General features: G+C 66.6%; 23 protein-coding genes and 1 pseudogene. 8 read left to right on the top strand and 16 right to left on the bottom strand.

Going from position 1 to position 24,961, the window contains the following annotated elements; translation table 11 throughout:
• Window positions 1-21: 21 nt before the first annotated feature.
• Window positions 22-1,482, top strand: coding sequence for a Ppx/GppA phosphatase family protein (locus tag QPK31_RS07860; RefSeq protein WP_290422395.1), 1,461 nt, complete (start codon window positions 22-24; stop codon window positions 1,480-1,482).
• A 218-nt stretch (window positions 1,483-1,700) separates the two neighbouring features.
• On the opposite strand, the gene QPK31_RS07855 is transcribed toward QPK31_RS07860, so the two are convergent.
• A complete protein-coding gene (locus QPK31_RS07855) occupies window positions 1,701-2,168 on the bottom strand; it encodes a histidine phosphatase family protein (protein ID WP_290422394.1) in 468 nt (155 codons plus the stop codon).
• Window positions 2,119-4,296, bottom strand: coding sequence for a polyphosphate kinase 1 (gene ppk1 / locus QPK31_RS07850; RefSeq protein WP_290422393.1), 2,178 nt, complete (start codon window positions 4,294-4,296; stop codon window positions 2,119-2,121). The genes QPK31_RS07855 and ppk1 overlap by 50 nt, the downstream gene beginning before the upstream one ends.
• 161 nt (window positions 4,297-4,457) lie before the next feature.
• Here ppk1 and QPK31_RS07845 point away from each other — a divergent pair, with 161 nt between their 5' ends.
• Window positions 4,458-4,877 carry a DUF4019 domain-containing protein gene (locus QPK31_RS07845; RefSeq protein WP_290422392.1) on the top strand — a complete coding sequence of 140 codons (420 nt, stop codon included), beginning with the start codon at window positions 4,458-4,460 and terminating at the stop codon, window positions 4,875-4,877.
• Between the two features lie 15 nt (window positions 4,878-4,892).
• Here QPK31_RS07845 and QPK31_RS07840 read toward each other — a convergent pair whose 3' ends face one another.
• Entirely contained in the window at window positions 4,893-5,975 is a 1,083-nt protein-coding gene (locus tag QPK31_RS07840) for an L-dopachrome tautomerase-related protein (RefSeq protein ID WP_290422391.1), read from the bottom strand.
• Between the two features lie 24 nt (window positions 5,976-5,999).
• Entirely contained in the window at window positions 6,000-7,130 is a 1,131-nt protein-coding gene (locus QPK31_RS07835) for a DNA topoisomerase IB (RefSeq protein WP_290422390.1), read from the bottom strand.
• A 414-nt stretch (window positions 7,131-7,544) separates the two neighbouring features.
• On the opposite strand from QPK31_RS07835, the gene QPK31_RS07830 reads away from it, so the two are divergent.
• Window positions 7,545-7,742, top strand: coding sequence for a hypothetical protein (locus tag QPK31_RS07830; protein ID WP_290422389.1), 198 nt, complete (start codon window positions 7,545-7,547; stop codon window positions 7,740-7,742).
• A 170-nt stretch (window positions 7,743-7,912) separates the two neighbouring features.
• Here the strand turns inward: QPK31_RS07830 and QPK31_RS07825 are convergent, their stop codons facing one another.
• The 3 genes from QPK31_RS07825 to QPK31_RS07815 form a co-directional block, all read right to left on the bottom strand.
• Window positions 7,913-9,544: a Na+/H+ antiporter gene (locus tag QPK31_RS07825; protein WP_290422388.1), complete on the bottom strand. Its 1,632-nt coding sequence runs from the start codon at window positions 9,542-9,544 to the stop codon at window positions 7,913-7,915.
• Between the two features lie 100 nt (window positions 9,545-9,644).
• The gene (locus QPK31_RS07820) at window positions 9,645-11,879 is read right to left on the bottom strand and encodes an ATP-binding protein (protein ID WP_290422387.1); all 2,235 of its coding nucleotides are present in this window, start codon (window positions 11,877-11,879) and stop codon (window positions 9,645-9,647) included.
• Window positions 11,876-13,030: a pyridoxal phosphate-dependent aminotransferase gene (locus QPK31_RS07815; RefSeq protein WP_290422386.1), complete on the bottom strand. Its 1,155-nt coding sequence runs from the start codon at window positions 13,028-13,030 to the stop codon at window positions 11,876-11,878. Before QPK31_RS07815 ends, QPK31_RS07820 begins: the two co-directional genes overlap by 4 nt.
• Before the next feature lie 450 nt (window positions 13,031-13,480).
• Here QPK31_RS07815 and QPK31_RS07810 point away from each other — a divergent pair, with 450 nt between their 5' ends.
• Window positions 13,481-13,828 carry a hypothetical protein gene (locus QPK31_RS07810; protein WP_290422385.1) on the top strand — a complete coding sequence of 116 codons (348 nt, stop codon included), beginning with the start codon at window positions 13,481-13,483 and terminating at the stop codon, window positions 13,826-13,828.
• Window positions 13,829-13,961: 133 nt separating this feature from the next.
• Here QPK31_RS07810 and QPK31_RS07805 read toward each other — a convergent pair whose 3' ends face one another.
• Entirely contained in the window at window positions 13,962-16,193 is a 2,232-nt protein-coding gene (locus tag QPK31_RS07805; protein WP_290422384.1) for a molybdopterin cofactor-binding domain-containing protein, read from the bottom strand.
• A 128-nt stretch (window positions 16,194-16,321) separates the two neighbouring features.
• Window positions 16,322-16,771, bottom strand: a pseudogene (locus tag QPK31_RS07800) ((2Fe-2S)-binding protein); the annotation flags it as partial.
• Between the two features lie 233 nt (window positions 16,772-17,004).
• Between QPK31_RS07800 and QPK31_RS07795 the strand changes: the two are divergent.
• The 3 genes from QPK31_RS07795 (at window position 17,005) to QPK31_RS07785 (ending at window position 18,469) form a co-directional block, all read left to right on the top strand.
• Window positions 17,005-17,643 carry a zinc ribbon domain-containing protein gene (locus QPK31_RS07795; RefSeq protein ID WP_290422383.1) on the top strand — a complete coding sequence of 213 codons (639 nt, stop codon included), beginning with the start codon at window positions 17,005-17,007 and terminating at the stop codon, window positions 17,641-17,643.
• Between the two features lie 19 nt (window positions 17,644-17,662).
• Window positions 17,663-17,947, top strand: coding sequence for a hypothetical protein (locus QPK31_RS07790; protein WP_290422382.1), 285 nt, complete (start codon window positions 17,663-17,665; stop codon window positions 17,945-17,947).
• 96 nt (window positions 17,948-18,043) lie between these two features.
• Window positions 18,044-18,469, top strand: coding sequence for a DUF6869 domain-containing protein (locus QPK31_RS07785; RefSeq protein ID WP_290422381.1), 426 nt, complete (start codon window positions 18,044-18,046; stop codon window positions 18,467-18,469).
• An 8-nt stretch (window positions 18,470-18,477) separates the two neighbouring features.
• On the opposite strand, the gene QPK31_RS07780 is transcribed toward QPK31_RS07785, so the two are convergent.
• The 7 genes from QPK31_RS07780 to QPK31_RS07750 form a co-directional block, all read right to left on the bottom strand.
• Window positions 18,478-19,818 (bottom strand): erythromycin esterase family protein, encoded by a 1,341-nt coding sequence (locus QPK31_RS07780; RefSeq protein WP_290422380.1) that lies wholly within the window; start codon window positions 19,816-19,818, stop codon window positions 18,478-18,480.
• Between the two features lie 13 nt (window positions 19,819-19,831).
• Window positions 19,832-21,037 (bottom strand): SRPBCC family protein, encoded by a 1,206-nt coding sequence (locus QPK31_RS07775; RefSeq protein ID WP_290422379.1) that lies wholly within the window; start codon window positions 21,035-21,037, stop codon window positions 19,832-19,834.
• A 121-nt stretch (window positions 21,038-21,158) separates the two neighbouring features.
• Window positions 21,159-21,749, bottom strand: a complete 591-nt coding sequence (locus QPK31_RS07770) for a phosphoribosyltransferase (RefSeq protein ID WP_374045792.1) — start codon at window positions 21,747-21,749, stop codon at window positions 21,159-21,161.
• A 243-nt stretch (window positions 21,750-21,992) separates the two neighbouring features.
• Window positions 21,993-22,832, bottom strand: a complete 840-nt coding sequence (gene fghA, locus QPK31_RS07765) for an S-formylglutathione hydrolase (protein WP_290422378.1) — start codon at window positions 22,830-22,832, stop codon at window positions 21,993-21,995.
• A 211-nt stretch (window positions 22,833-23,043) separates the two neighbouring features.
• Entirely contained in the window at window positions 23,044-23,631 is a 588-nt protein-coding gene (locus tag QPK31_RS07760; RefSeq protein WP_290422377.1) for a chromate transporter, read from the bottom strand.
• The gene (locus tag QPK31_RS07755) at window positions 23,628-24,203 is read right to left on the bottom strand and encodes a chromate transporter (RefSeq protein WP_290422376.1); all 576 of its coding nucleotides are present in this window, start codon (window positions 24,201-24,203) and stop codon (window positions 23,628-23,630) included. The genes QPK31_RS07760 and QPK31_RS07755 overlap by 4 nt, the downstream gene beginning before the upstream one ends.
• A 74-nt stretch (window positions 24,204-24,277) precedes the next feature.
• Window positions 24,278-24,454 carry a hypothetical protein gene (locus QPK31_RS07750; RefSeq protein WP_290422375.1) on the bottom strand — a complete coding sequence of 59 codons (177 nt, stop codon included), beginning with the start codon at window positions 24,452-24,454 and terminating at the stop codon, window positions 24,278-24,280.
• 207 nt (window positions 24,455-24,661) lie between these two features.
• On the opposite strand from QPK31_RS07750, the gene QPK31_RS07745 reads away from it, so the two are divergent.
• Window positions 24,662-24,880 (top strand): hypothetical protein, encoded by a 219-nt coding sequence (locus QPK31_RS07745; protein WP_290422374.1) that lies wholly within the window; start codon window positions 24,662-24,664, stop codon window positions 24,878-24,880.
• The last annotated feature ends 81 nt before the right edge of the window (window positions 24,881-24,961 follow it).

Here is a 24,961-nt window from a genome sequence, read left to right as displayed (position 1 = left end):
ACCACTTTTTGAAAGCCCACCATGTTCGCAGCAGTGGACCTCGGATCGAACAGTTTTCGGCTGCACGTCGGCGAGCCGGCCGGCGACAGCGGTGACATACGCATCCTGCGCAGCGCGCGCGATCCGGTGCGCCTGGCCGCCGGCCTGCAGCCCGACGGGCGCCTGAACGATGCCGCCATCGGCATCGGCGTGCGCAGCCTGCAGGGCTTTGCCGCCATCCTGGCCGAATACCGGCTCGATGCGGTGCGCGTGGTCGGCACGAATACCCTGCGCGTGGCGACGAATGCGGCGAGCGTGCTGAAACAGTTCGAGGCCGCCATCGGCCGCCCGATCGAGATCATCTCGGGCGAGGAAGAGGGGCGCCTGATCTACATGGGCGTGGCGCGCGCGCTGGCCAGGCCGCACGAGGCGCGGCTGGTGATCGACATCGGCGGCGGCTCGACCGAAGTGATTGCCGGCCATGGCGACAGCATCGTTCAGGTGGAATCCTTCAGCATCGGCACCCAGCCCCAGGCCGGGAGATGGTTCGGCGACGGCCGCATCACCCGCGCCGCCTTCAGCGCCGCGGTGACCGCAGCGCGCGCCGTGTTCGAGGACGCCGCGCCCAGCTACCACGGCTACACCGGCGGCCCGGCCTATGGCTCGTCCGGCACCATGCGCGCGATTGCCGACACGATTGCCAAGAGCGGGATCGGCGACGGCATGCTGTCGCTGCCCAGCCTGTATGCGCTGCGCGAACTCCTGATCGGCTTCGGCCACGTGGACGCGGTGGCGCTGGCCGGCCTGAAGCGCGAGCGCGTAGTGGCGGTGGTGGGCGGCGCCAGTGCGCTGATCGGGGCGATGGAGGAATTCGGCGTGACCCGGCTCACGGCGATCAATGCGGGGCTGCGCCTGGGCGTGCTGTCCGACCTGGAGCTGCGCTCGAAGCACCAGGACCGGCGCGCGCTGGCGATCGGCGACTGCATGCGCCGCTTCGGCGTCGATTCGGCGCGGGCGCGGCGTGCGGCGGATATCGCGCGCCACTTCTACCTGCAGCTGGAGGCGGTGGATGCAAGCTGCCTCGATTACCTGAGCTGGAGCTGTTTGCTGCATGAGGTCGGGCTGGCGGTGTCGCATACGGGGGCGCACAAGCATGGGGCCTACATCGTCGAGCATGCGGATTTGCCGGGGTTCACCACGCGCGAGCAGCGTCTGATGGCGACCCTGGTGCTGGGGCACAAGGGCAACCTGCGCAAGGTGCGCGAGTCCCTGTCGGAACCGGCGTTTGCGCGCATGGTGCTGGCGATGCGGCTGGCCGTGGCGTGCATGCATGCGCGGGTCGACGAGGAGCTCGATGATGTCAAGCTGGCGATGGGATCGCGCATCGAGCTGGCGGTGGAGGTGGACTGGCTGGAGCGGCATCCCACGCTGAGCGCGTGGCTGGAGCGCGAGCGCGCGGCGTGGGAGGAGCTGGGCCGCAAGTTCGTGTTACGCGGGGTGTGATGCGGGCGGTTTTGGGTTCGTAGGGTGGGCACCTGTGCCCACGCGGTATGGTACCGATGCAAACCGAGATCGCGTCCGGCAGGGCGGTGACCCAAACGTCCCGTGGTCACAATCGATGAGACAGCGTGGGCACAGGTGCCCACCCTACGAAAGCATATGCGTCCGCCGGAACGTGTCGCCACAAATCACACCCGCCCGATCGTGTCGCGATGAGCGAATCAGCGCAGCTTGCCGATCAACTCCGGCCCCACCGCCAGCTTGATGAACGCCGGATCGCCGTCCGCTTCAGGCTCCGGCCCGCGCAGCCACAGCACCGCCCCCTTGCGGATCTTCCACGGCTGGCTTTCCCCCGCCAGTATCAGTGCCGCCGTCTCCCCCAATTGCGGCTGGTGCCCGACCAACAATGCCGGAAACCGGTGATTCGGCCACCCGCAGGCCGCCAGCATGGCTTCCGGCGTCGATTCCGGCCCCAGCGCCTCGTGAATCGTGTAGCGCCGCCCCAACCCGTCGGCCGTCTGCACGCAGCGCACCGTCGGGCTGACGAACACGCGGCAGCCTTCGGGCAGCTGGCGGTCGAGCCAGGCGCCCATGCGCGCGGCGTGACGGATCCCTTTCGCCGTCAGCGCGCGCTGGGCGTCAGGATCGCCGGGTTCGGCTTCGGCGTGGCGCCACAGGATCAGTTCCATGTCTGCTCTCCTTGTCGGGTTCGGCCGGCGCGGCGGCGCCGAGCATGTCCATCAACACCTGTTGCGCGCTGCAGGGCGCCTGGCCGGCGCGCGGCTTGCGGCGCCGGTAGTGGCCGTCGCTGCCCAGCTCCCAGGCCGTCGCATTGTCCTTCAAATAGGGATGCAAGCCCTCGCGCAGCACGCGCTTCTTCAGCGCCGGCGACTGCACCGGGACGGCCACTTCCACGCGCCGCAGCAGGTTGCGGTTCATCCAGTCGGCGCTGCTCAGATACACGTCGTGCTTCAGGTTGTTGCGGAAGTAGTAGACGCGCGTGTGCTCCAGAAAGCGCCCGACGATCGAGCGCACCTTGATGTTGGCGGACAGCCCCGGCACGCCCGGCCGCAGGGCGCAGGCGCCGCGCACGATCAGCTCGATGCGCACGCCGTCGCTCGAGGCGTCGTACAGCGCGCGGATCACGGTTTCGTCGGTCAGCGAATTCATCTTGGCGATGATGCGCGCCGGCTTGCCTTCGCGCGCGATGCTCGCCTCGTTGCGGATCGCGCGCACGATGTCCTTTTGCAGCGAGAAGGGCGCCAGCCAGATGCTGGACAAGGCTTTCGGCCGCGTCAGGCTCGTAAGGTGGATGAAGACCTCGTTCACGTCGGCGGTCAGTTCGGCGTTCGACGTCAGCAGCCCGAAGTCGGTATAGAAGCGCGCCGTGGTCGGGTTGTAGTTGCCGGTGCCGAGGTGGGCGTAGCGGCGCAGGCCGGCCGGTTCGCGCCGCAGTACCAGCGCCATCTTGGCGTGGGTCTTCAGGCCGACCACGCCGTACACGACTTGGGCGCCGGCGTTTTCCAGGCGCTCGGCCCAGTTGATGTTGGCTTCCTCGTCGAAGCGCGCCATCAGTTCGACGATGACCGTGACTTCCTTGCCGCGCCGGGCGGCGCCGATCAGGGCTTCCATCAGGTCGGAGTTCATGCCGGCGCGGTAGATGGTCTGCTTGATCGCCACCACCGCCGGGTCGCTGGCAGCAGCCTGGATGAAGTCGATCACCGGCTGGAAGGACTGGAAAGGGTGGTGCAGCAGCAGGTCCTGGCGCGCCAGCGACGCGAAGATGTCGTGGTTCGCCAGGCGCACCGGGTAGCTCGCCGCGAAGTGCGGGAACTTCAGCTCGGGGCGGCCATCATTGTTGGCGATTTCCTGCAGGCGGCTCATGTTCACCGGGCCGTCGACCTGGAACAGGCGCGTACGGTCGATGCAGAACTGCTCCAGCAAGAAGTCGGACAGGTGGGCGGGGCAGTTGCGGCCCACTTCCAGGCGCACCGCGAAGCCGTACTGGCGGCTGTGCAGTTCGCTCTGCAAGGCCTGGCGCAAATTCTTGACTTCTTCCTCGTCCACCCACAAATCGCTGTTGCGGGTGACGCGAAACTGCGAGCAGGCCACCACTTCGCGGCCCGTAAACAGATCGGGCAAGTGGGCCTGGATCACCGAGGACAGCAGGCAGTAGGACGCGCCCGGCGTGTCCGACAGTTCGTCGGGCAGGCGGATCACGCGCGGCAGCACGCGCGGCGCCTTCATGATGGCGATGCCCGTGCCGCGCCCGAAGGCGTCCTTGCCCGACAGTTCGACGATGAAGTTCAGGCTCTTGTTGATTACGCGCGGGAAGGGGTGGGCCGGATCGAGGCCGACGGGCGTGAGCAGGGGCCGCACCTCGCGGTCGAAGTAGTTCTTGACCCAGGCGCGCTGGGCGGCGTTGCGGTCGCTGCGGCGCAGCAGGCGGATGCCCTGCTCGGACAGGCGCGGCAGGATGGTCTCGTTCAGCAGCGCGTACTGGCGCGCGATCAGGCGCCGGCATTCGTCGCTGGCGCGGCCCAGGGTGACGTCGAGGTTGTCGGCGACCGAGTCGGGGCCGCTTTCGAGCTGCTGGGTCGCCAGCAGGCTGGCCACACGCACCTCGAAGAATTCGTCGAGGTTGCTGCTGACGATGCACAGGAAGCGCAGGCGTTCCAGCAGCGGCACGCGTTCGTCCTCGGCCTGCGCCAGCACGCGGCGGTTGAATTCGAGCAGCGACAGTTCGCGGTTCAGGAATGGGGCGCCGTCGTCCAGGGCGGGCTGGGGCGGCGATTCGGGTTGCACCTTCTTGTCCATGCGGGGCCACGGAGTGGATCGAAGATGCCAGTCTAGGTAGCAAATATGACAGCGTGATTACCGACGAGCGGCGGGGCGCGCGGCTTCTGTTATCCTCATGCTTGCATATCGTGCAAGTTACGCTGCAAGCCCCTTGAAGCTTATCTACAAAGGAGAACGTCTTGAAAGCCATCGCCGCATTCGTGTTATCCGTCGCTGCCGCTGCCGCCCCAAGCGTGTACGCGCAGGAAGCCCCGCAGATCGCCCCCGCCACGGAAGCAGCTACCCGCTGGCTCGCCGTGATGGACGCCGGCAAGGCCGCCGAAGCCTGGGACGCGGGCGCGCCCGTGATGCAGTCCGCGATCACGCGCGACATGTGGAACAAGGTCGGTACCGACGCCCGTGCGCCCCTGGGCGCCGTGAAGTCGCGCAAGCAGACCTCGGCCAACTTCACCAAGACCCTGCCCGGCGTGCCGGACGGCGAATACGTGGTGATCCAGTACGCCACCGACTTCGCCAACCGCGCCGGCGTCATCGAGACCGTGGTCCCGATGCGCCTGCCGGACGGCAGCTGGAAGGTGACGACCTATCTGATCCGCTGATTCGTGATCCGCTGATTACTTCTTCGGACTCAGCTTCCATAGCTGGGTCGGCAGGGCCGGCGGTGCGTCCGGCTTGAAGAAGGCGGAATCCTGGATGTGCGAGGTGGTCACGTACACCGTGCCGTCCGGGCCCTGGCTGAAGGTGTCCGGCCAGCGCAGGCGCGCGTCCTGCACCAGCGTGCGAATCGGCGCCTGCGGGCCTTCGTCGAGGTTGCGCGCGCGGATGGAATCGACTTCCACGGAGGTCAGCAGCATCACGTTCGTGCCTTTCGGGATCAGCAGGCCGTCGGCCACCTCGTTCCGGCCGTACTCCTCGACGCTGCCGGATACGTCGCCGCCGGCCAAGCCGGTCGTGTGCAGTACCTCGGTCGGGATGCGGTACAGGGTGTCGCCCTTGATCGCCTGCCAGTACAGGTATGCGCCGTCGCCGGAGAGCTCGATGCCGTCGGCCGAGAACTCGACGCCGCGTCCGTCCGGGCGGCGCAGTACTTTGCCGTCCGCCTTCACGTTCAAGCCCTTCTTCATTTGCGTGGAATCGTCGCCATCGAGCAGGCGCACCGGCTTGCCGCTTTCCAGCTCGACCACGATGATCGCGCCGACCACGCCGGAGTCGGTGATGTAGGCGTACTTGCCATCGGGCGCGAAGCGCACATCGTTCAGGTAGGAGCCTTGCGGGGCGATGTCTTCGTCGAAGGCGATGGTACGTGTCGCCTTGTTGCTGGCCAGGTCGATCTGCACCAGCTTGGCGCCGCCCGACACCATGTGGCTTTGCGCCGGTGCGGCCGGATCGAGCACCCACAGGCTGCCGCGGCCATCGGCGACGATGCTCTGCACGCAGACCCAGTGGTCTTCGGGCGAGATCTCGTCCTTCTTCGCATTGCGCCAGGCGTTCCATTCCTCATCGGGGTAGGGCTTGACGCCGCCATCGGCCAGGACTTCGGCCACCGAGACCTCTGTATCCTCGGTCCAGCGCGGGAAGTTCACGAAAATGCGCTTGTCCTCGGACACCGAGACGCCGGTGACCTGGTGTTCGAAGGCGGCCACCTGTTCGATGGTGAAGCTGCCGTGCTTGAAGTCTGCCTGCTCGTTTGCGTTCATGCGGATTCCTTTCGATAGATTGGCTCAAGCCGCCTTGCGCTGGCTGCGCGCCGGCGGCGTCGGTTTTTCCTGTTCGTGCTTCAGGCGCTGCTGCAGCATCGCCAGCACCGCCGCTTCCTCGGGCTGCAGCGCGTGCAGGTCTTCGCTCAGGTGCTGCTCGGTGCGTTCGCGCATGGCTTCTACGACCGAGCCTTCGAGGTAGGACTCGAGCACGGCCGGGTGCACATAGCACTTGCGGCAGATCGAGGGCGTGTTGCCGAGCTTCTCGGCCACCGATTCGATGGCGCGCACGATGTTCTTCTTGGCCTGGGTCTCGGAGTCGAACTTCTCGAATTCCTGCAGCGCCAGCGCCGCCAGCACCGTGCCCGACCAGGTACGGAAGTCCTTGGCCGTGTAGTCTTCGCCGGTGATGGTGCGCAGGTACTCGTTGACGTCCGAGGAATCGATACTGTGTGTCTCGCCTTCCTCGTCGATGTACTGGAACAGCTCCTGGCCGGGCAGGTCGCGCGTGCTGCGGATGATGCGCGCCAGGCGCCGGTCGTGCACGTGGATCTTGTGGTACACGCCGCTCTTGCCCCGGAACTTGAATTCGACGTCGCTGCCGTCGACCTTCACGTGGCGGTTGCGCAGCGTGGTCAGGCCGAAGGATTTGTTGGTGCGCGCGTATTCCTCGTTCCCGACCCGCATCATGGTCGCTTCCAGCAGGTAGACAATGGTCGCCAGCATCTTTTCGCGCGGCAGGCCGGGCAGCTTCAGCGCCTTGTCGACTTCCTCGCGAATGGTCGGCAGGGCCTTGCCGAAGTTGATCATGCGCTCGTACTTCACCTCGTCGCGCACGTTGCGCCACTTCGGGTGATAGCGGTACTGCTTGCGCCCGCGCGCATCGCGGCCGGTGGCTTGCAGGTGGCCGTTGGGCTGGGAGCAGATCCACACTTCCGTCCAGGCCGGCGGGATGACCAGCGACTTGATGCGTTTCAGGGTGGTGTCGTCCTCGACCGGCTCGCCCTTGGCGTCGAGGTAGCGGAAAGCCTCGCCGTCCTTTTCGCGGCGGATGCCGGGCTTGCTGTCGTTCACGTAGCGCAAGCCGGCGGCCTTGGCGGCAGCCGGCGGGTCGGCGAGGGGGAGGGAATTGTCTGCGGCTTGTTCGGCGCTCATCGTTTGTACCGGTCAGGAGTGGTGCATACCGGGCGATGTTACGCGTTTGGGGTGGGCGTACTGTACGGGGCCTAACGTAGCCGCGTCCATGCTTTCCTGAAGCGGCGGCTGCGCTTGGCGATACCTGGCACGAGCTGCTTGCGCAACGGCTCGCGCAGGCTCACTCCCTGCTGCGCGCTTGGAGACGGCGTTCTACCTGATACGCATAAGGCAGAGGATTTTTTTCGGCTTTTTTTATTGGCCACGCATTATCTGTTAATAAATCTTCCTTCTGCAGAAAATTCATATGTACACTCAGCGCTGAGTTCAGCCAGTGGCTCTTCGATGCCTGCTTCGGATGAAGCGTCATTGGCAGGCTCGCCGCGTATCTCGTCTTTCGTCGTTCTTCAACCAATAAAACGAAGGGGAAGCGTCATGATTAGTTTGAAAAAAGCCTTGTGCGTACTGGGGTTCGGACTGGGGCTGGGTTTTTCCATGAGTTCGTGGGCAATCAAGCCGGATTGCGGCCTGTGCGCAGCCTGGAAGGAAGACTGCCAGACGACTGGTAACAGCCTGTCGTGCCGCCGTTTCGAAGAGCTCAACTGCTTCACGGTGCTCGCGTTTTGTCCATGATGCGATAGATGTTGCGAGGGCAGTCCCGGCTGCCCTGCCAGCGGGGGACCGTGCCGGACAGGATCGGTCCCCTATAGCCGCCACGCCGCCGACGACGATTCGCCGATCCTGCCACGCATGAGTCCGTGTCCGGATGGCAGACCTGACCCCCGTTGTTTATTTGCTGATATTCAGCGGTAGCGCGCTTCCACCAGATCGATCTCCCGCAGCACCTTCCGCGCGATATCGTCCGATACCTTGCGCTGGTGCGTGAGCGCCAGGATCGCCTCGCGCTCGGCCTGCAGCGCCGCCAGCCGGTACTCGCGTTCGGCCTGCTCCGCCACCCGGATGCGCGCCGGCTCGTTTGCCGCCAGGCCGCTCCCCAGACGGTGCTCGTAGATGCCGCGCACGTGGTCGACCGCGCTGGCGTGCACGTCGGCGTGTTCGCTGTCGCCCAGGTGGGTGTGGCCGACGCGTTCGATCGCGGCGATCGCCGCCACCGCCGCGTTGTGGCGCGCCAGGTCTTCCTGCGCTTCCTCGGTCGATTCTTCCGGCACCTCGAGCCCGCGCAGCACGCGCGGCAGGCCGATGCTGGCCACGACCAGCGAGACGATGATCACCGCGCTGGCAAAGAAGATCGCCAGGTCGCGCCCCGGGAAGGCGGCGCCACCCGGCAGCGCCAGCGGCAGGGTCAGCACGCCGGCCATGGTGATGGCGCCGCGCACGCCGGCCAGCGAGGTGGCCAGCACCAGGCGGAAATTCGGCTTGTAGGTCTTCTGGCCCTGCAGGCGCGCGTTCAGCAGCGTCAGGCGCAGCGATACCCAGACCCACACCAGGCGCAGCACGATCAGCGCCAGGCTGATGAGCAGGGCGATGCCGAACAGCTTCCACGGCGTCAGCGCGGCGTCCGGGCCGGCCTGGCGCAGGGCGCGTTCGATGATCTCGGGCAGCTGCTCGCCCAGCAGCACGAACATGCCGCCGTTCAGGGAAAACTGCACCGTGTCCCAGACCACGGCGCGGCGCACGCGGGTGGTGGCGAGCGCGCGGCCCGACAGCTCCACATAGCTCATCGTCACGCCGGCGGCCACCGCCGCCAGGATGCCGGAGGCGTGGATGTGTTCGGCCACGAGGTAGGCGCCGAAAGGCAGCAGCAGGTTGACCAGGATCGGCGAACCGGGTTCCTCGCCGAAGCGCTGGCCAATCACGCGCTGCACGAAGGAGACCGCGACCGTGATCGCCACGCCGCAGGCAATCCCGGCCAGCGCCACCCAGAGGAAGGTCAGCGAGGCGCTGGCCAGCGAAAAGGCGCCGGTCATGGCGGCGGCCACGGCGAAGCGGAAGCACACCAGGCCGCTGGCGTCGTTCAGCAGGGACTCGCCCTCGAGGATGTGCATCAGGCGGTGCGGCACGTGGATGCGCGAGGTGATCGCCGACACCGCCACCGGGTCGGTCGGCGCCACGATGGCGGCCAGGGCGAACGCCACCGGCAGCGGCATCGACGGCACCAGCCAGTGGATCAGGAAGCCGGCGCCGAGCACCGTGAAGATCACCAGGCCGAGGGCCAGTTCGAGGATCGTGCCCTTGTCGCGGAACAGGCCGACCTTCGGGATGCGCCAGCCGTCCAGGAACAGCAGCGGCGGCAGGAACAGCAGGAAGAACATCTCCGGGTCGAGCGTCACGCCGTGCCCGAATACACCGGAAATCACCGCACCCAGGCCGATCTGCACCAGGGGCAGCGGCAGGCCGAACGGCAGCATGCGCACCAGGTAGCCGCTGCCGATTACCGCCAGCAGCATTGCCAGCACCACACTTACCGATTCCATCGGGTCTCCTATTCAAGAAGACCCGATGATACGGCATTGTCGGTCTGCCATGTTCTTGCCAACAAACCGTGCGCAGTCCGCAGGGGGAACGGATGCCTCGTCAGCGCGGATGCTGCTGCGCCGCGATGTCCGCCAGCCGGTCCGACAATTCCACCGTGTTCACCGGCTTGACCATGTAGAAGTCGAAGCCGGCCGCCATCGCCGCCTCGCGGTCCTGCTGGCGGCCATAGCCGGTCATGGCGATCAGGCTGGCGCCGGTGGCTTGCGGCATGCGGCGCAGGCGGCGCGCCAGTTCGTTGCCGTCGAAGTCGGGCAGGCCGATGTCGAGCAGGCAGACGTCGGGCTCGAACACGCGCGCCACATCCACCGCGTCGGCGCCGCAATACGCCACCTCCACCGTGTGGCCGGCCGCGCCCAGGAACAGCTGCAGGGTGTGGGCGGCATCCAGGTTGTCGTCGACCAGCAGCACCTTCAGGGGCGTGGCGGCGGTGGCCTGGCCCCGGCTCTGGGCGATCGATACCGGCAAGTCCTGGGTATGGCGCGGCAGGCGCACCGTGAAGGTGCTGCCCTTGCCCAGGCCGGCGCTTTCGGCCTGGACGCTGCCGCCGTGCAGCTCGACCAGGCTCTTGGCCAGCGCCAGGCCCAGGCCCAGGCCGCCCTGCGAGCGGTCCGGGGTGCGCTCGGCCTGGCTGAACAGGTCGAACACGCGCGCCACCAGCTGCGGCTCCATGCCGATGCCGTCGTCGCTGACGCGCAGCACGTAGTCGCCGTCTTCCTGGCTCAGGCGCAGTTCGATGCGGCCGCCCTCGGGCGTGTACTTGTTGGCGTTGTTCAGCAGGTTGGCCACCACCTGCACCAGGCGCTTGTGGTCGCCCTTCACGGTGGCGGCGTCGAGCGGCAGGTCGAGCACCACGGTGTGGCGCCGGGTGGCGATCAGCGGGCGGATCTGCTCGGCGGCGTCGTCGATCACCTTGCGCAGGTCCAGCACCCCGGTCGACAGCGAGACCAGGCCGCGCGTCACGCGCGACACGTCCAGCAGGTCGTCCACCAGCCCGGTCATGTGCTCGACCTGGCGCGCGATGATGGCGCAGGTTTGCGTGATCTGGGCGTTATCCGAGTGCAGCAGCTTGAGCAGGTGCGCGCCGGTGCTGATCGGCGCCAGCGGGTTGCGCAGCTCGTGCGCCAGCATCGCCAGGAACTCGTCCTTGCGCTGGTCCGCCGCGCGCAGCTCGCGCTCGGCCAAGCCGCGCGCGGATTCCTTTTTCTGCAGGGTCGCGGCCATGCCGTCCAGGGCCTCGGCCAGCTGGCCGATCTCCTCGCGCTCGTAGGCGATGCCCGAGCGCGCATCGAGGTCGCCGGCGGCGATGCGGGTGGCGGTGTCCTTCAGCTTGCGCACGCGCTGCACGATCAGCACGTCGCCGGCCAGCCAGGCCGCCAGCAGGGCCAGCATGGTGGTGGCGGCCAGGCCGACCAGGGACATCAGCTGGGCGCGGCGCGCGCCGGCGGTGACGATGTCGGTCGGGATGCCGATCGTGACCGTGTAGTCGGACAGGGTGGCGGCGCCGACGCGGGCAAAGGTGTGCAGGCGCTCGACGCCGTCGTCGTCCTGGATCACCAGGGCGCGCCGGCCCGCGCTGTGCATGGCTTCGCGCAGGCGCGCCGGCACGCGGGTGCCGAACCAGCGCTCGGGGTCGGGGCGGCGCGAGATGATGGTGCCGTTGGCATCGGCCGTCACCAGCACCGAGCCGGGCGGCAGGTTGATGTCGTTGACGAAGGTGTCGAGGCCGGCCAGGTCCATGGCCGCGAACACCACCGCCGCCACGTTGCCGCTGTGGTCGATCACCGGGTAGGTGAGGTTGATGGTGTGGCGCCTGATCACGCGGCCGAACACGTAGTCGCCGGCGATGAAGCGGCGCTCGGACACGGCGCGCTTGAAGTGGCTGCGGTCGCCCAGGTTCACCGGGTGCAGCATCGGCACCGCGCTGCAGCTGACTTCGCCGTTCAGCTGGATCAGGCCGAAGTTCACATAACCCTCGTTGCGGTCGAGGACGTCGGCCAGCAGGGCATTGCAGCCGGGCGTGGGGCCGAGCAGGTCGGGCACGCTGGCCAGGTCGACCAGGATCTGGCGCGCGCGCTCGATCGACTGGGCTTCGTTGGCGGCGGCGAGATTGGTCAGGCGGCGCAGGTTTTCCTCGGAAGCCTGGACCGCCTGCTCGCGCTCGCGCATGCCGCCGATGACCGTCATGATCGCCAGCGGCAGGATCGCCAGCGCGACCAGCAGCATCAGCCGGCTGCGCAGGCTGTTCAGGCGCAAGGATGGGCGGGGCCGGTTCATCGCTGCGCGGCCCGCCTGTTGCCGAAGGCGATCACGCGGCGCACGCCTTCCATCAGCGTGGCGATGTCGTCGGAGATGTAGCCGATACGGATGAAGCCCGGCACGCCGAGCGCATCGCCGGGCATGATCGCCACGCTTTCCTCGTCGATCAGGGCTTCCGAGAAGCCGACCGTGTCCTCGGTCAGGGCGCGCACGTCGCCCCACAGGTAAGGGCCGGAATCCGGGCTGTGCATGACGATCCAGGGCAGGTCGCGGAACTGGCGCACGACCAGGTCGCGCCGCTCGCGGTAGTCGTCGATCATGTGGCGCTGCACGCCGGCGTCGAACGCGGCGACGGTGGCCACCTGCGCCAGGTGCGAGGCGGCGGCGGTGATCGGCCCCTGCAGGGTCTGCATGGCCGCCACCAGCGGCATCGGCGCCAGCGCGAAGCCGATGCGCCAGCCCATCATGGCGTAGCTTTGCGAGGCCGAGAAGATGGTCACCACGCCGAGCGCGCGCCAGTCGCACAAGGCGGCGAGGCTGGTGTGGGCCGGGCCGAAGGAGAGGTGCTCGTAGCTTTCGTCGACGATCACCTGGGCGCCGGTGGACTGGACCCAGTCGCGCAGCGCGTCGAGTTCGGCGCGGCTGTAGACCTTGCCGGTCGGGTTGTGCGGGTTGTTGATGATGACGATGCGCGCCGGTTCGCAGGCGGCCAGGAAGGCCGGGGTCACTTCGTCGGGCAGGTCGACCAGCACCGGGCGCAGCCCGAGCAGCTTGCAGGTGGCGACGTAGGCCGGCCAGTGCGGCTTGAAGACCAGGACGCTGTCGCCCGGGTCGCTCATCGCGTACAGCGCCTCGTACAGGGCCTGCTTGGCGCCGTTGGTGACGATGATCTCGTCGGGCCGGGCGCTGACGCCGTTCTCGCGTGCGAGCTTGCCGCACAGGCGGGCGCGCACGTCATGGGCGCCGACCACGCTGGTGTAGGGCATGGTGCGCACGTCGTCGACGGCTGTGCCGACGGCGTCGAGCACGCTCGCCGGGGCGGGGAAATGCGAAATGGCGATCGAGAAATCGATGACTTGCTGGCCTGCGTGGCGCATGCTTTCGACGCGGCCATGCATGGCGGTGGTCGCCAGTGGCCGGGAATGGGCAATCCTTTGTGAGATCTTCATCGTTCTTATAGAGGTTTCAGGCGATTGCAAATGTGTCCCAGTGTGTCGGCCGTCACAACATTTCCTGATTGTACTAAATTCCAGGCTGGTGGAGAGCGCCAATCGGACAGCCTGCCGCTGTACCTATCGGTATTTGCTGCCTGAACGATGTGCTCATCCGGTTTGCTGCGGATTCGACGACCGGCGCCGCGATGTCGAGCGTGTGCGGGGGAAGAAGACCGGCCAGCCTGGATGCCGCCGCGCCGCTGGTGCAGGACCGGCCGGAGCACCAGGTCGGCGGGGCCGGGCGCAGCGTCCGAGGATACCGAAGACGGCTGCTTGCGGGCGCACGTCTATCAATACAAGGAAGACAAGGGGCCGGCCGCGGCCCGCGTCGCCGCAGTCCTGGACTGGGCGACGTCGGCGCGCCGATTCTGGTACGGTTGTTGTAACCGTAACAATGGAGCGACCATGAACCAGATCGTACGTGTAGTGGAAACTGTCGAAGAAGCCGAGCGCGCCCGTGCCGGGCTGCTGGCCGAAGGATTCGATCCGAACGGTATCGAGATCAGCCATACCGGCGACGAAGCCGGCCCGTCGGAAGCGAATTTCACGGTCGGCGACTCGCCTGCGGTGAAAGGCGGCACCGACTACAAGGATGTGTACACGCCGGGACTGGAGATCGGCAAGTGCATCATCACCGTCACCACGCTGGATGCCGCGCAGGCGGCGCGCGCAGCCCAGATTCTCGAGCACCACGGGGCGAAGGACAACGATCCGGCGCACGCGGCGGCGCAGCGTAGCGGTACGCAGTTGTAGGGTGGACGGGTTCCCCGTCCACGCGTTCAACGATCGCTCGACAATTCGCGAAATAAAACTGGATCGAACCGTGTACGTCGCTTGAACGCGTGGACGGCATAGCCGCCTCTCGTGGCCGGTCCACCCTACGCAATCAGCTCCAGCTCAGGTCCGTCTTGCTGAGCGGCAGCTCACGCACCCGCTTGCCGGTCGCAGCGAAGATCGCATTGCACACGGCCGGCGCCAGCGGCGGCAGCACCGGTTCGCCCAGGCCCGTCACCGGATAATCCGTCTTCAGGAAGTGGATGTCGATCTTCGCCGGCGTATCCGGCATGCGCAGCAAATTGTAGTCGTGGAAGTTGCTCTGCACGACGCGGCCCCCCTCGATGTTCAGCTCCGGGTGCATCAAGGTCGACAAACCGTCAATCACCGAACCCTGCACCTGGTTCTCGGCGCCGCTCAGGTTGACGATCTGGGCGCCGATGTCGGTGACCACCACCACGCGGTCGACCCTCAATTGGCCTTCCTTCGACACCGTGACCTCGGCCACCTCGGCCACGTAGCCGCGGTGGCTGAAGTGGAAGGCCACGCCCGCGCCTTGCCCCTTGGCGAACTTCTTCTTGCCCCAGCCCGACTTTTCCGCCACTTCCTTCAGCACATTGCGCATGCGCGACACGCTGTAAGGCTGGCCGCGTTCGCCGCTGCCCGGCATGATGTCCTTGTCGCCCAACAGCTCCAGGCGGAATGCTATCGGGTCGCGTCCGCCGGCATGGGCCAGCTCGTCGATGAAGCTGTGGAACACCCAGGAAAACACGCTGCTGCCCGGCGCACGCCACGGCCCCATCGGGATGCGGCATTCGAGGGCGGTTTGTTCCAGCAGGCAATTGGTCAGCCAGCGGCCCGGGAATTCGTCGCCCGACAGGCTGCCGCCGCTGCCCGGCTGCAGGATGCTTTTGCCCTCGCGTTCGACGCGGTTGGCAAAGGTGACGAAGTGGTTGTGCCAGCCGACCAGCTTGCCGTTCGCATCGATGCCGCCGCGCAGGTGGTGGAAGCCGCCTGGACGGAAATGGTCGTGCTGCAAATCGTCTTCGCGGGTCCAGGTCAGCTTGACCGGGGCGTTGACTTTCTGGGCGATGGCCGCCGCTTCGACGATGAAGTCCGAGCTCAGGCGCCGGCCGAAGCCACCGCCGCTGCGGATGATGTACAGGGTGATCTTTTCCTTCGGGATGCCGAAGGTGGTGGTCACCAGGGCCTGGCCGGCACCCGGATTCTGGGTTGGCGCCCACAGTTCCAGCGTGCCGTCCGCCGGCTTGAACCAGGCGGTGCAGTTCTGCGGCTCCATGCTGGCGTGCGAAATGAAGGGGTAGACGTAGCTGGCTTCCACACGTTTCGCGGCGCCGGCAAAGGCGGCGGCCACGTCGCCATCCTTGCGCAGGGTGGTCGTGCCGGGTTTGCCGGCGGCGGCCGCGGCCTGGGCGGCGAAGTCGGCCCAGCTGTGGCCGGCGCCCATGCCTTCGTCCCATTTCACTTCCAGCGCACGCCGTGCCTTGAAGGCGGCCCAGGTGGAGGTGGCAACGATGGCCACGCCTGGACGCAGGCCGTTCAGGTTCTCGGTGCCCTCGATGATGAAGGCATCCTTCACGCCCGGCATGGCCTTGATCGCATCCAGGTTGGCGCTCACTGGCTTGCCGCCGAACACGGGGCACTTGGCGTACACCGCATACAGCATGCCCGGCAACTGAATGTCGATGCCGAACAGCGGCTTGCCGCTGACAATCGCCGCGTTGTCGACGCCGCCGATGCGCGTGCCCAGCAGTTTGTACGAAGCCGGGTCCTTCAGTTGCACCTGCGCCGCGTCCGGCACCGGCAGGGTCGCGGCCAGCGGCACCAGGGCGCCGTAGCCGAGCTTGCGTTTGGTGGGGCCGTGGACGACGGCGCCATGCGCGGCGCTGCATTCGGCGACCGGCACCTTCCAGGTCTGGGCCGCGGCCTGGACCAGGACGGTACGCGCGGTGGCGCCGAGGCGGTGGAAGTTCTCGTAGTTGGTCGGCGTCGAGGTCGACCCGCCGGCGCCCTGGCTGCCGTAGGCCGGGTTCAGGTCGCCCTGGACGATGCGCACGTCCTTCCAGTCGATTTCCAGTTCCTCGGCGATCACCATCGGCAGCGAGGTCTTGATGCCCTGGCCGATTTCCGGCTGCTTCGACACCAGGGTGACGATGCCCTTGCGGTCGATCGTGATGAAAACGTTCGGGGTAAAGGCCGTTGCGCTTGCGGTGCCTGGCGCGGCCAGCACGCCGGCCGGGCTCATGCCGATGACCAGGGCGCCGGTGCCGACGGCGCTTGTACCAAGAAAGCGGCGGCGCGAAGGAGAGAGCGGCGCGTTCATGCCTTGCCCTTTCCGAGCGTGTTAAAAAATTCTCCATGGCGGCGTTGCATCGCCTCGTCGTACAGTTGTACTGCCTTCGCCGATGCGCCTTGCCCTGGCGTTTTTTTAACACGCTCTACGTTGGCGATCTCGGCGGCGCGGTGGATGCCGGCGCGGATGCGGGTGTAGGTGGCACAGCGGCACAGGTTGCCGGCCATGGCTTCGTCGATCTGGGCGTCGGTCGGCTTCGGGTGCTGTTTCAGCAGGGCGCAGGCGGTCATGATCTGGCCCGACTGGCAGTAGCCGCACTGCGGCACGTCGAGTTCCTGCCAGGCTTGCTGCAGCGGATGCTGGTGCCCCTTGTCCAGGCCTTCGATGGTGGTGATTTTTTGCGTGCTGAGGCTCGATACCGGCATCAGGCAGGAACGGGTCGGTACGCCGTCGACGTGGACGGTGCAGGCGCCGCACATGCCGGCGCCGCAGCCATACTTGGCGCCGACCAGGCCGAGCGTATCGCGCAAGGCCCAGAGCAGCGGGGTATCGGGTTCGACATCGACTTGCTGGCGCTTGCCGTTGATATTCAGCGTAAATGTACTCATGAACCGTTCCTAGCCGGATGATAAACCCGAGCATGCTACCAAAAGCCGGCAGGAAAAAATTAGGTCAGGAAGAGTTTATTGTTAGCAAATTGTTGCAATGACGATGGCGCGGCTGGCGCGTGGCGACGGTGCGACGCTGCCCGGCCAGGCGCAGTCGAAAGCTGCTGTTTTTTTGCTAAGTGGATATAATCGGCCACTCCCTGTACAGACAAGTGGTCACTGATATGTCGGAAATGCAGTTCTCAAACAATTACCGCGACCTGAGCGATTCGCAAGGCGTGGATGCCGGGTTCCAGTTCGAGTTCTATTGCGAGCGTTGCAGCGACCGCTGGCGCACCCACTTCAAACCCTACCGCAGCGCCCAGGCCTCGGGCTGGCTGCAAAAAGGGGCGAGCATGTTCGGCGGCATGCTGGGCAATGCCAGCAGCGTCTTGTCCGGCATGGCCCAGGCCGGCTGGCACAGCGCGCGCGACGAAGCGTTCACCGAAGCGATCGCGGCAGGCAAGGCCCACTTCAACCGCTGCGGCAATTGCCACGACTACGTGTGCGCCACCTGTTTCGATGGTCAGAACGGCCTGTGCTACAACTGCGCGCCGAACGTCAACGTCAAGATCTCGCAGGCGCGCGCCCAGGGCGAAGTCAGTGCCGCATCGGAAATTGCAAACGACGAAGGCAAGGTGCGAGGCGCGCGGCGCGACGTCACCCAGGCCATGCAGCTGGTTTGCCCGCAATGCCGCTGCGAGACCCACGGCGCCAAGTTTTGTCCGGAGTGCGGGTTCAAGATGGCGCAGCAGGTGGCGTGCACGGGGTGCGCGACGATGCTGCAGCCGGGGACCAAATTCTGCACCGAGTGCGGGACGCGGCAGAGCTGAATCCCGGGAGGGGCGACAAGTGAAGAAAATTTCCGATTACCGGTTCTATGATTCCTGGGTACTGGACGAGCTGGACATCAGGCCGGACGAGGAATTCCTCATCACAAACGATATCGGTGACCTGAAAGAAGGCCAGCGCGTGACCTTCGTTGGTTTCGATGACGTCGACAATCACTACGGCATCTTTGTGTTTGTCGACGCGGATGACAAGGTGCTGGAGGTTCCCGGCGATTTTTCAGGTCCCAGGCATTCAAGTATGACGAACCTGAAACTGGCTTTGTCGAAGATGCCCCGGTCAAACTGACCCCGGCAGGAATGCGTATGTCAACGTGAAGCGTTCGCCGGCGCGTGCCCAGGTGAAGTCAGCGTCGCTACGTTGTTTGCTCAAAGGAGACTGGAGATGAGTGGCCCTTTGCCAGTACCGGAACTGCTCGACGCGTGGTATCTCTGGGCCAAGTGGATCAGTTCAAAGGATCGTGACGAGGCGGAGGGCGAAGGCCTGACGGGTTGGTTCGAGTTCAACTGGGTCGTCGAGGATGAACCGGAATTGGCATGGCAGGCGATTCTCGAAGCGATCGAGCAGCCGAGGATGCAGGCTTATCTTGGCCTGCTTGCGGCTGCGCCGCTCGAAGATTTGTTGAGCTTACATGGACCTGCCTTTATCGACAGAGTGGAGGAATGCGCTCGCACCGATCCGACATTTGCATGGGTGCTTGGTGGTGTTTGGCAATACACGATGCCCGAGTCGATTTGGGAGCGTGTACAGGCGGTGCGCAACACCGACGGCTGGGATTCGGTCGCCGCCACGAATCCGCCCCTTCCCTGAGCGCGAAATCAAATCCCTTCCGGGTAGGTCTCCGGCGGTTCCCCCGAATGCCAGCCGCTCGTCGCATCGAGCGGCACCAGCGCTTCGGTGCGGTCGATATGGATCACGGCATCGAACTGCTGGGCCATCTGCGCATTGAAGTAATGGCTCTGGCGTTCAGTGCGCGGCAAATACAGCACGCCGATCGCGCGCTCCAGGCGCCGCTCCATCATGATGCGCCGTACCGGCGTGTCGTCGCGCAGGTTCAGCCAGAAGCGCGGCAAACCCACGTGGTGCAGTAATTCCTCGTAGCTGCCGTGCAGGGCAGGGCGCACGCGCTTGCGTTCGGCCTCGCCGTCCCAGGCGGACGCCGCCGTCACGTGACCGTCGTAGGTGGAAAAGCCGATCAGGCAGGTCTGGCCCGGGTAGGCCTTGCGCGCCAGTTCGCCGACATTCCACTCGCCCAGGTTGCCGACATCGGTGGCGCGGGCGTCGCCGATGTGCGAATTGTGTTCCCAGACCACGATCTTGGCCGGTTCGCCGTCGCGCGACAGGTGGCGCGTGAGCGCGTCGAGTGTTTCGGCCATGTGGCTGTCGCGCAAATTCCAGGATGAGATGCGGCCACGGAACATGGTCCGGTAGTATTCCTCGGCGTTCTTGACCAGGCGTGCGTTCTGCTGGGCGTAGAAAAAGGCGTCTTCGCTCGATGCGCCGTCGGACTGCATGTAATCAAAAGCGCGTTGCTGGAGTTCCTGCAATTGGGTCAGCACGCCTTGCTGGCAGGATTCGGACAGGCCGACACCGGTGGCGTAGCCGTAGTGCTGGCTGTCTTCTTCGTAATGGTCGAAGCAGGCGTAGCGCCGCCTGGCCTCGGCGGCGGCCGTCGGGTCGACTTTGTCGAGGTAATTCAGGACTTCGCGCACCGAGGTGAACAGGCTGTACAGGTCGAGCCCGTAGAAGCCGACCTTGGGACCGGCGCGCAAGCCCTCGTTGTGTGCGCGCAGCCAGTCGACAAAGGCGGTGACATCGGTGTTGCGCCACATCCAGGCGGGAAAACGCTCGAAGCCGGACAGGGCGGCGTTGGCATCCTGGTCGCCGCCCTCGCCGCGCACGTAACGGTTGACCCGATAGGCATCGGGCCAGTCGGCCTCCACCGCCACCGCCGTGAAACCCTTTTCGCGGATCAGGCGCTGGGTGATGCGCGCCCGTTCCTCGTAGAACTCGTGGGTGCCGTGGGTCGCTTCGCCGATCAGCACGAAGCGGGCGTCGCCCACGAGGTTCATCAGGGCGTCGTAGTCGCCGGGCCCGCCGGTGAGCGGGTGGGCGGCGTCGGCCAGGGCGGCCGCGCCGATGTCTGTGGCCGTTACCATGCGCGGGTACCTGTCAGTGCAGGAAGCGGCTGCCCGACTTGTCGCGCGCGCCGTCACGCCCTTGCGCGTCGCGCGGGATGACGCCGCGTTCGACGAAGTGCTTCATGCGCGCGAGGTCGTCGTCCATTTGCCGTTTCGGGTCCGAGCCCAGCAGCACCGCCAGGCCATGGCCGACGATGCCGGCCGGCGGCGTGTACGACAGGCGCACGGTGACCAGGGTGCCGCCGCGGTAGGGCTCGAAGGTGATCGACCCTTCGTTGGCGATCTGCGCGCCCGGTTCGCTGCGCCAGGCCAGGCGCTTGCCTTTCGATTGTTCGGTCAGCACCGCATCCCATTCGAACTGGCTGCCGGCCGGACCCTGCACCACCCAGTGCGAACGGCGGCGGCCGGTATCGCGCACCTCGACCACGTGCGACATGAAGCGCGGGAAGTTTTCGTAGTTGCTCCACAGTTCATAGACGTCTTCTGGCGAAGCGTCGATGCGGATGGTTTTTTCCAGGTCGATGCGCTGGCCGCGCCCCAAGCTACGGCCGCCCAGCAGGTTCGACAGCAGGCCGCCGCCGCTCTGGCCGCCGGCCCCCTGGTTGCCGATACTCCGGGCCGCGAGGGCCAGGCCGGCCAGGCCCAGCGCGCCGGCCAGCGGCGAGCGGCGCATCAGGCCGAAGATGCCGAGCAGGCCGCCGCTGACGACGGCCGGATTGCGCAGCAGGGCGGCGAGGTCGTCGCGGTCGTTCAGGTGCAGGGCTCCCATGACGCTGCTGCCGGCCTGGCTGGCCAGGCGGCTCAGGCGCGAGCCGGCGACATCGAGTTCGGAGCCGGCCGAGCTGGCCATGCGCGAGACGCTATCGACCGTGTTGTCCCAGGCGCGGTGGGCGGCGCCGTCGGGCTTGGCCGCTTCGAGTGCGCGGCTGGCGCGCGAACCGGCGTCGTCGGCCAGGTCGCCCGCGCGGCTGCTGGCCTTGTCGAACAGGTGGCTGGCGCTGTCGCTCGCGCTGCTGGCGAGCGAGCCGACGCGCTCGCTGACGCCATGCCAGGCATTGCCGAGGGCGCTGCCGGTGCGCGAACCCGCGTTGCGCAGGGCCGCGGTGGAGGTCGAGCGGCGGGCGCTGCCGCGGTCGGGGTCGAGCATGTACATCAGGAGGGCGCCGGCGGCGGCGCCGCCCAGCAGCTTGGCAAGATCGCTTGCCTCGTATCCGGTCTCGGTGCGGGTCTGTTTCATGGTTTATCCTTTCCGTTAGCTTGCTTGTCAAAGGGGCAATCGGCCTGCTTGTTCCAGGCCGTCGCCAGCAAATCCTGCACTTCTTCGTCACTCGTCTGGTCGAATGCGTCGTACCACTGGCTCACCGCGCGAAAGCGCAAGGGCGACAGCAGGCAGGCCAGCTCGTCCACCTCGGGGCGAGCCGCTCCAGCGTATCCGGCGGCCCCACCGGCACCGCCACGATCACGCGCGCGGCCTGGCGCTGGCGTGCGACCTTCACCGCCGCTTCCATCGTCGAGCCGGTGGCGATGCCGTCGTCGACGATGATCACCTGGCGCTGCGCCAGTGCCGGTTCGGGACGTCCGCCCCGGTACAGGCGCGCACGGCGTTCCAGTTCCACCAGCTCGCGCGCGCTGATCGCGTCGACCTGTTCCTGCGTCACACCCATCAAGCCGGGCACGCCCGGCTGCAGCACCTGTACGCCGCCGCTGCCAACCGCGCCGATGGCGAACTCGGGTTGATACGGCAGGCCGAGTTTGCGCACCAGCAGCAGGTCGAGCTCGAGGCCGAGCGCCGTCGCCGCCGCATATGCCACCGGCACACCGCCGCGCGGCAGGGCCAGGACGATGGCGCCGGGCGCATGCGCACCGTCCCGGCATGCATACCTGGCCAGCCGCTTCGCCAGCAGCCTGCCAGCCTGTGCGCGGTTCTTGAAACGCTGTAGGTCTGCCACTTGCTTCGCTCCAGGCTTGCGGGCTTGCCTATTCAAGTTTCAGAATACACCACGTTTTCAGGCCCATGCGCCCGTTTGCCCAGCGGCATTTTTCCTCAGCCGTGAGGCGCGGGCAGGCCGTGCGGCACCGCGAAAACAGTGCTGCCGCAACAGGGTTCAGGGGACGAGATAGCGAGGAAGGGAGGGGTGAAGCGCGCATTCGCTGGCAAGCCGAGTGCCATGCCAGCGAATGCCTTGCGAGGATCAGCCGAGCTGGCGGCTGTGGAAGCGCAGGTGGTCTTCGACGAAGGTCGAGATGAAGTAATAGCCGTGGTCATAGCCTTCGTGGCGGCGCAGTTCGAGCGGCTGGCCGGCGGCGCGGCAGGCGGCCTCGAAGGCGTCCGGGTTCAGCTGGTCCGGCAGGAACTTGTCGGCCAGGCCCTGGTCGACCAGGATGCCTTGCGGGAAGCGCACCGGGCCGCTGGCGACCAGTTCGGTAGCGTCGTTGGCTTTCCAGGCGGCGCGGTCGGCGCCGAGATAGCCGCCGAAGGCTTTCTCGCCCCAGGGGCAGCGAGTCGGCGCGGCGATCGGCGCAAAGGCCGATACCGAGCGGAACAGCTCCGGATTGCGCAGCGCCAGCATCAGGGCGCCATGGCCGCCCATCGAGTGGCCGAAGATGCCGCAGCGCGCCGGGTCGGCGCCGAATTCCCGCATGACGAGTTCGCGCAGCTCCAGGATGTAGCTATACATGCGGTAGTGGCGCGACCACGGTTCGGCTGTGGCGTCGACATAGAAACCGGCGCCGACACCGAAGTCCCAGCTGTCGGTTTCGCCGGGCACGTCGGCGCCGCGCGGGCTGGTGTCGGGGGCGACCAGGATGACGCCGAGTTCGGCGGCCACGCGCTGGGCGCCGGCCTTGATCATGAAGGTTTCTTCGGTGCAGGTCAGGCCGGCCAGGTAGAACAGCACGGGCAACTGCTTGTTCTCGTGGCCGGGCGGCAGGTAGACCGAGAATTTCATCGGCAGGCCGATGGCCGCGGCGTCGTGCTGGTAGAAACGCTGGACGCCGCCGAAGCAGGCGTGCTCGCTCAGGAGTTGGGGCATGGTGTCAGGTCCGTGAATGGTCGATGGTGCAAGTATGCCAGTTTGGCATCGGGTGGTGGTAGCGGTTCGGTTTTCGACCATCCTGTGCCGCAACCGCGTGGACTCGGGAGCCTTGCGCGGCCCGGTCCACCCTACAGCCCCGGGTTTCGTAGGGTGGACACCTGTGTCCACGCGGTACAAAGGCAGATGGGTCCGAACACAGAGCCAACGATCACACGACCCCGAACGCCCCCAGCAACGCCCCCGCCCCCAGCACCCACAGCAAATGCAGCCTGGTCCGCCACATCACCAGGCAACTCGCCAGCGCCAGCACCCACAAGGGCCAGTCCGCCACCCCGCGCCCGGCCGAGCTGGCCAGGATCCACGCCGTCGACAACAGCATCGCGATCACCACCGGCGCCATCCCCTGCTTGAAGGCCCGCACCGCGCGCAGTTCGCGGTTGCGGTGTCCCCACTGCGCAACCTGGTAAGTAAAGATCGTCGACGGCAGCAGGATGCCGACCATGGTCACCGCCACGCCGAGGAAGGCGGCCGTGGTGCTGCCCGCGTTCATGCCGACGTGCCAGCCCATCAGCGCCACGAACAGCACGTTCGGCCCCGGCGCGGCCTGGGCCAGGGCGATCGAATCGTTGAACTGGGCCTGGGTCAGCCAGCCGTGCTGCTCGACCAGGAAGCGGTGCATCTCCGAGGTGGTGGAAATCGCGCCGCCGAGCGACATCAGCGACAGCATCAGGTAATGCGCAAACAGATTCAGCCAGTCGTGCCAGCTGAGCGTCAGGTGGATCGTTTCCGCGTTCACGACTTCATGTTCCGGTAAGTCAGCACGCAGCCCAGGCCGCCCAGGCCGAGCAGGACCCAGACCAGCGGCACCTTCAGCAGCGCCACCAGCACGAAGCCGAGCACGCTGATGGCGGCGCACCAGGCGGGCGGCAAGGGGCTGCGTGCCAGCGCGCTCGATAGCTTCAGGCCGGCGGCGGCGATCAGTCCGGCGGATACGGCCGCCATGCCGCGCAGGGCGCCTTCCACATGCGGGTTGCCGCCAAAGCGCGCATGCATGGTGGCCAGCAGCAGGATCAGCACCAGCGGCACCGCCAGCAGGCCGGCGAGCGCGGTCATGGCGCCGCGCAGGCCGAAGTAGCGCGCGCCGACCATCATCGACAGATTGACGACGTTCGGGCCCGTCATGATCTGCGCCACCGCCCAGTCCTCGATGAACTCGTCCTGGGTCAGCCAGCGCTTGCGGTCGACGAGTTCGCGCTGGACCACGGCCAGCACGCCGCCGAAACCCTGCAGGGCCAGCAGCGTAAAGGCGACAAACAGGTCGGGCAGGGAAGCAGGGCGCGGACGGTCCGCAAGGGGCGCAGGAGTCATCCGGCGATTATCTCGCCGTCAAACGTTTCTGTCACGAAACGTCGAATCGTGCGCGACCCGACCGACGGCCGCTGTCAGCCGCCGCCGATGCCGCGCATGACCTTGCCGCTGCCGCCGCATTCGGGGCAGGGCTTGCCGTCGGCCAGCTTGCCGCTGCCCGAGCAGGCATCGCAGATGTCTTCGCCGGCGCCGGGTGTGCCGGGTGCGGCTTCGTCGCCAGGGTTCAGGTCCGGTTGCGGTGTCGTGTTCATCGCTGCCTCGCGCTTGGTGAAAAAGTCGGAAAGGAAGTGCCAACGCGGCCATTCTAGGCCTGCTACGCGCGGGGCGGCGCTACGCTGCCGTCCGGCATGCCTACACAACTTTATTCGGTTCAATGGAAAATTGACATTGACATTGCCGCGTCTTGATCAATACTCGTTACGCAGAGTACCGATCAACGATGACAAGGCGGAGGAACGATGGAGCAGGCACCAGCATTTTTGCGTGGCATGGCCGCGGACAGCACGGGCGAGGCCCGCACCGACATCCAGCAGCGCGCCGTGGTCGACGACGGAATCGCCGTGCAGTTCAGCGCGAACACGATGTCGGCCGTCGAGTACCTGCGTTCGCGCAATGTCGGACGCGCCGTGATCGAGCGCGTCTTGCTGGAACCGGCAAGACGCCGTTCCCAGCAGTAAATAGTTGCTCTACAGTTCGACTTTTCGTTACCAAAGAGGCATGTTTGTGGCGCGCTGGGAAGCCCCGTTATACACAAAAAT

It is taken from the genome of Massilia sp. YIM B02769, assembly GCF_030411995.1.
Classification (GTDB): domain Bacteria; phylum Pseudomonadota; class Gammaproteobacteria; order Burkholderiales; family Burkholderiaceae_D; genus Telluria.
This window is presented reverse-complemented; position numbering and strand designations above follow the sequence as displayed.

Bases quoted from the DNA above. Each gene is read 5' to 3' on its own strand.
- QPK31_RS07860 (WP_290422395.1), top strand. From the start codon at position 22: ATGTTCGCAGCAGTGGACCTCGGATCGAACAGTTTTCGGCTGCACGTC.
- QPK31_RS07855 (WP_290422394.1), bottom strand. From the start codon at position 2,168: ATGGAACTGATCCTGTGGCGCCACGCCGAAGCCGAACCCGGCGATCCT.
- ppk1 (WP_290422393.1), bottom strand. From the start codon at position 4,296: ATGGACAAGAAGGTGCAACCCGAATCGCCGCCCCAGCCCGCCCTGGAC.
- QPK31_RS07840 (WP_290422391.1), bottom strand. From the start codon at position 5,975: ATGAACGCAAACGAGCAGGCAGACTTCAAGCACGGCAGCTTCACCATC.
- QPK31_RS07835 (WP_290422390.1), bottom strand. From the start codon at position 7,130: ATGAGCGCCGAACAAGCCGCAGACAATTCCCTCCCCCTCGCCGACCCG.
- QPK31_RS07830 (WP_290422389.1), top strand. From the start codon at position 7,545: ATGATTAGTTTGAAAAAAGCCTTGTGCGTACTGGGGTTCGGACTGGGG.
- QPK31_RS07825 (WP_290422388.1), bottom strand. From the start codon at position 9,544: ATGGAATCGGTAAGTGTGGTGCTGGCAATGCTGCTGGCGGTAATCGGC.
- QPK31_RS07820 (WP_290422387.1), bottom strand. From the start codon at position 11,879: ATGAACCGGCCCCGCCCATCCTTGCGCCTGAACAGCCTGCGCAGCCGG.
- QPK31_RS07815 (WP_290422386.1), bottom strand. From the start codon at position 13,030: ATGAAGATCTCACAAAGGATTGCCCATTCCCGGCCACTGGCGACCACC.
- QPK31_RS07810 (WP_290422385.1), top strand. From the start codon at position 13,481: ATGAACCAGATCGTACGTGTAGTGGAAACTGTCGAAGAAGCCGAGCGC.
- QPK31_RS07805 (WP_290422384.1), bottom strand. From the start codon at position 16,193: ATGAACGCGCCGCTCTCTCCTTCGCGCCGCCGCTTTCTTGGTACAAGC.
- QPK31_RS07795 (WP_290422383.1), top strand. From the start codon at position 17,005: ATGCAGTTCTCAAACAATTACCGCGACCTGAGCGATTCGCAAGGCGTG.
- QPK31_RS07785 (WP_290422381.1), top strand. From the start codon at position 18,044: ATGAGTGGCCCTTTGCCAGTACCGGAACTGCTCGACGCGTGGTATCTC.
- QPK31_RS07780 (WP_290422380.1), bottom strand. From the start codon at position 19,818: ATGGTAACGGCCACAGACATCGGCGCGGCCGCCCTGGCCGACGCCGCC.
- QPK31_RS07775 (WP_290422379.1), bottom strand. From the start codon at position 21,037: ATGAAACAGACCCGCACCGAGACCGGATACGAGGCAAGCGATCTTGCC.
- fghA (WP_290422378.1), bottom strand. From the start codon at position 22,832: ATGCCCCAACTCCTGAGCGAGCACGCCTGCTTCGGCGGCGTCCAGCGT.
- QPK31_RS07755 (WP_290422376.1), bottom strand. From the start codon at position 24,203: ATGACTCCTGCGCCCCTTGCGGACCGTCCGCGCCCTGCTTCCCTGCCC.
- QPK31_RS07750 (WP_290422375.1), bottom strand. From the start codon at position 24,454: ATGAACACGACACCGCAACCGGACCTGAACCCTGGCGACGAAGCCGCA.
- QPK31_RS07745 (WP_290422374.1), top strand. From the start codon at position 24,662: ATGGAGCAGGCACCAGCATTTTTGCGTGGCATGGCCGCGGACAGCACG.